We start from the raw sequence: 3526 nt of genomic DNA on the forward strand, positions 1-3526 counted from the left end.
GATCATCGGGCCGGCCTGCATGGCCGTGTGCATTTCGTCGCCGGTGCGGTCCAGGAAGCCGGTGTTGATGAAGGCCACGCGGCTGGAAGCGGCGGCGATGCAGGCCTTGAGGTTGACGCTGGTGCGGCGCTCTTCGTCCATGATGCCGAGCTTGACCGTGCTGCCCGGCAGGCCGAGCATCTTTTCGACGCGGCTGAAGAGTTCGGCGGCGAATGCCACTTCAGCGGGGCCGTGCATCTTGGGCTTGACGATGTAGACCGAGCCCTTGCGCGAGTTCCTGATGCCGGCCTTGCCCTTGCGCTTGAGGTCGTGGATGGCGATCGTGGTCGTGACCATGGCGTCCAGGATGCCTTCCGGAATTTCCTTCGTGCTGCCATCCGCGGCGGTGTACAGCACGGCCGGGTTGGTCATCAGGTGGCCCACATTGCGCACGAACATCAGCGAACGGCCATGCAGTACCACTGCTTTACCCCTGGGTCCTTTCGGTGAGGTGTATTCACGGTCCGGGTTCAGGCCGCGGGTGAAGGTCTTGCCGTCCTTGGTCACGCTTTCAGTCAGCGTACCCTGCAAGATGCCCAGCCAGTTGCGATAGGCCAGCACCTTGTCGTCGGCGTCCACCACGGCCACCGAGTCTTCCAGGTCCATGATGGTCGACAGCGCAGCCTCTATCACCAGGTCGCTCACGCCGGCCGGATCCGTCTTGCCGATGGGCGTGCCGCGGTCAATGCGGACGTCGATGTGCAGGCCGTTGTGCTGCAGCAGCACCGACGACGGCGCGGAGGCCTTGCCCTGGTAGCCGATGAACTGGCTCGCATCTTCCAGCGCCGTTGTCTTGCCGCCTTTTAGCGTGACGACGAGCTTGCCGCCCTTGACCGCATAGGTGGTCGAATCGATGTGCGAGCCCTTTTTCAGCGGCGCGGTGCGGTCCAGCACATAACGCGCGTATTCGATCACCCTGGCGCCGCRCACGGGGTTGTAGCCTTTGCCTTTGGTGGCGCCGTCTTCCTCGGAAAGGGCGTCGGTGCCATAGAGCGCGTCATAAAGGCTGCCCCAGCGCGCGTTGGCGGCATTAAGCGCATAGCGCGCGTTCAGGATGGGCACCACAAGTTGCGGGCCGGCCTRTTTGGCGAGTTCAGCGTCCACGTTGGCGGTGGTGATGGTGACCTTCTTCGGCGAAGGCACGAGGTAGCCGGTTTTTTCGAGGAAGGCGCGGTAAGCCTTCATGTCTGCGATGGGGCCGGGGTTGGCCTTGTGCCAGGCGTCCATCTCGCACTGCAGGCGGTCGCGCTCTGCCAGCAAGGAGAGGTTCTTGGGCGCCAGATCGGCCACGATGGCATCAAAGCCCTTCCAGAAAGCGCCGCTGGCCACACCGGTGCCGGGCAACACCTCGTCTTCGATGAAACGGTAAAGCCCGGTGGCGACCTGCAGGCGGTGGCTGGAGGTGCGTGTGTTGGTTGTAGTGTTCATGGTGCGGTCCCTTTTCTCAAAAGCATCAGAAGAATCAAAAAAACTAAAAGACAAAAAATAGAACGAGCCTGCGAAATCAGTGCAGCGGCAGCGAGAGCACTTCGCGCAGGCTGCTGCCGGTGTACAGGGGCTGCGTGCCCAGCTCTTCAAACGGCAACTGGTAACGGTTGACCCACAGCGTCTGGTAGCCATACCAGGTAGCCGCCAGCGCGTCCCAGCTGTTGCAGCTCACGAAGGCGATCTGTTTCGCCTCCAGCCCGGTGGCTTTCAGCCCGAGCGCATAGGCTTCGGGAGCGGTCTTGTATTTGCGAATGCTGTCCACGCTGATGATGTGGTCCAGCAGGCCTTCAAGCCCTGCCGACTTGACGGCCACATCCAGCATGGAGGGATCGCCGTTGGACAGGATGCCGGTGGTGATGCCACGCGCCTTCAGCGCCTGCAGCACCTCGCGGTTTTCCGGAAACGCCGACAGGTGGCGGTACTGGTTCATGAGCTGCTCCTCACGGGCGGCATTCAAATCCAGCCCCAGGCGTTTGCACGCATAACGCAGGCCTGCGCGCGTGAGGTCCCAGAAGGGCCGGTAATGCGAGCCGCTATTGCTGATGGTCACCAGGCGCGTGTACTCAATCTGCTTGTCGCGCCACAGCACGCCCAGCGCTTCGCCTTTGCCCGGAAACAATTGCTCCGCCAGCAAGCCCACGCTGTACACGTCAAACAGCGTGCCGTAGGCATCAAACAACACGGCACGAAGCTTGGGCTGTGGGTTGGAGCGAGACTTTTCCATAAGCCTCTACTGTATTTGATACATCGAGCGCGATTAATTACCCAAGAATCGCTTTATCCATGACATTCATGCGCCTAATTGGATGACAAGCAGACATCAAAGTACTTTTCGTCATCGGCAGTGCTCGGGACGGCTCTACGGATTGGCACAGCTCTTGCATCTCATCTTGTACACAAGTATGGATGCTTTCAATTGGTGCACATCTCTTCATCGCCGAACTCTCCTCAATCGCTCGCTGCACCTGAGCAGGTGATGGCATCTGCAGGCACGGACGCCGGCAGGGCTCCCGAGGCCTGGATTACCAGGACATCGTCTTTCCCGACCGGCCGCGGCGGCGCGCTGGCCGGGCTCTCATTTGCGGCCAAAGACAACATTGATGTAGCGGGCCTGCCGACCACCGCCGCCTGCCCCGCTTTCGCCTACACGCCGACGGCGCACGCCGCCGTGGTGCAAAAGCTGCTCGATGCGGGTGCGCAACTGCTTGGCAAGACCAACATGGACCAGTTCGCCTGCGGCCTCAACGGCACACGCTCCCCCTACGGCGCCGTTCCCAACGCGATCAACCCGGCATATATATCAGGAGGGTCGAGTTCCGGCTCCGCCTACGTGGTGGCGACCGGGCAGGCGGATTTCGCGCTGGGCACCGACACGGCGGGTTCCGGGCGCGTGCCGGCGGGCCTGAACAACATCGTGGGCCTGAAACCCTCCAAAGGCCTTGTCAGCGCACGCGGCGTGGTGCCGGCCGCGCAGAGCGTGGACTGCGTCTCCATCTTCGCGCGCACCGTGGCCACGGCCGCCCGCGTGCTCGAAGCGGCCATGGGCTACGACCCGCTGGATCCCTACTCGCGCGTGCTGGCGATGGCCGACACCGCCTTGCCCGCAGGCTTTCGTTTCGGTGTGCCTTCAACACTGGGCTTCTGCGGCGACGCGCTGGCCGAGCAGGCTTTTGGCGAAGCTGTCACCCGCATGCAGGCCCTGGGCGGCGTGCCGGTGCCCATCAATTTCGCGCCGCTGGCCGAGGCGGCCGCGCTGCTCTATGAAAGCGCGCTGGTGGCTGAACGCTACACCGCCGTGCGCGATTTTTTTGACGCGCATGAAGAAGCGGTGATCGAGCCGGTGCGCAGCATCATCGGCGCGGGCAAACAATACAGCGCTGCCGACCTGTATGCAGCCCAAACAAAGTTACGCGCGCTGGGCCAGCAGGCGGGCGCAATGTGGCGTGACATTGATGTGCTGTTGCTGCCGACCGCGCCCACACACTACACGCTGCAGGCC

3 protein-coding genes are annotated in these 3526 nt (G+C 62.7%); 1 reads left to right on the top strand and 2 read right to left on the bottom strand.

Annotated elements, in window-relative coordinates; genetic code table 11:
* The coding region (locus AC1D1X_RS18585; protein ID WP_477698852.1) for a malate synthase G at positions 1 to 1467 on the bottom strand (1467 nt) is incomplete at its 3' end.
* Positions 1468 to 1543: 76 nt separating this feature from the next.
* Complete coding sequence (locus tag AC1D1X_RS18590) at positions 1544 to 2251, bottom strand: haloacid dehalogenase type II (RefSeq protein WP_477670697.1); 708 nt, start codon at positions 2249 to 2251, stop codon at positions 1544 to 1546.
* Between the two features lie 252 nt (positions 2252 to 2503).
* Between AC1D1X_RS18590 and AC1D1X_RS18595 the strand changes: the two genes are divergently transcribed.
* Positions 2504 to 3526 (top strand): amidase family protein (locus AC1D1X_RS18595; protein WP_477698853.1); only part of this gene is annotated, 1023 nt, incomplete at its 3' end.

Source organism: Polaromonas sp. P1_G4 (assembly GCF_056405475.1).